The following is a 1281-nucleotide window of genomic DNA, read 5'->3' as shown; positions in this document are numbered from 1 at the left end:
GCTAACGCCTCTGTTCGATGCCCCTCAGGATGCCCCGACGCCCTACGATGGCCTTTTGGGATGGTCAGGTGAATGGAAATGCTATCTCGATCAGCAAAATAAGCCCGTGCCGCTCGATGATATCGAGTCCTTATCCCCCGAGGAGGAAACGGTTATCGTGTGCCCGGGCGACACGCTGGGGAGAATAGCGAAGGAGCATTACTGCACGGTGAAAAAACTGGCCGCCTTTAATGGCATCAGGAACCCGTCGCTCATTCACCCCGGGCAAATCATCAGGATCCCCCCGGTACACTATTCCTATCCGGAGGAAGAGAGCGTCCCCGATAACACTCAGTGTACCCTGACGCTTCACTTCGAAGATTTGATAGAGAAACCCATTGCAGGGCTGAAGGTGAAAATTGTCACTGCGCTGGGCGATGTCTATGAATCCGTCACTGACGGCATGGGAAAAATAGCCGAATTCACGACGCAGGCAGAGACGGAATTAAAAATACTGGCCTCCAGCGCAACCGGGAAGATAAAAGAAGTGGCGAGTTTCACGCCCCTGGCCGGAAAAGTCGCCGCCATTATTTCCAGCCCAAAAGTTCGGGTGAAAGGCAAAAGTATCCCGTTGAAAGGGCCGGCAGGTAACGTCGGAAATGGCAGCGGTAAAGTAAACAATGTCAGCGTGGGTCGCGATTCGCAGGGCGGGCCACGGATCCACATAGATCACATCTGCCCCAACAATTATGATCTGATGTTAAATAAAAACATTATTTACTGGGACCAAATTATTGCGGCCTCTGAGCGAAGTGGCATCATCCCGCAATGTATTGCGGCAGTCATTAACGCAGAAGCTGCAAAAGAACGTGATGGCGTATGGAAACCCACGTCTGTCTGCATTAATTCGGCAATATCCACAGAGGGGATCACGGTTTACAAAAGCTCCGCGGCCGGTATGACACAATTCCTGAACGGAACATGGATGTCGGAAACCTTCCGCGAAGGCACCTATCTGTATGAGCAGGCATCCTCTCAGGGGTTAATCGCAGATGTACCTCTGTTCGATAAAAAAGGTCAGCCGGTTAACAATAAACAGGGAGAGATAATCACCACCAGGAAATTCCAGATTGCGCCAGACATCTGGGAAAGCCTGCAGGGACTCAGGAAAAAACACTTCATTACCGGGGTGACACCTTATCCCCACCGGGCAACAACCAGCCTGCAGCAATGGCTGAACCTCAGGTTTGAGCCAGAGTACGCGATTATGGCGGCCGTGGATTACGGCGTGGCTAATTTAAC

At 51.8% G+C, this 1281-nt stretch carries 1 protein-coding gene; it reads left to right on the top strand.

Annotation, left to right across the window (positions count from 1 at the left end; genetic code table 11):
• Window positions 1-1281, top strand: a 1281-nt coding sequence (locus tag ACLW56_RS25240; protein WP_330986342.1) for a LysM domain-containing protein, incomplete at both ends; no start/stop codon positions are given.

Origin of the sequence: Pantoea sp. sgz302252 (assembly GCF_047713085.1) — a bacterium.
Lineage (GTDB): Bacteria > Pseudomonadota > Gammaproteobacteria > Enterobacterales > Enterobacteriaceae > Scandinavium.
The sequence above is the reverse complement of the archived record's forward strand: the minus strand, read 5'-3'. Positions and strand labels throughout refer to the sequence as shown.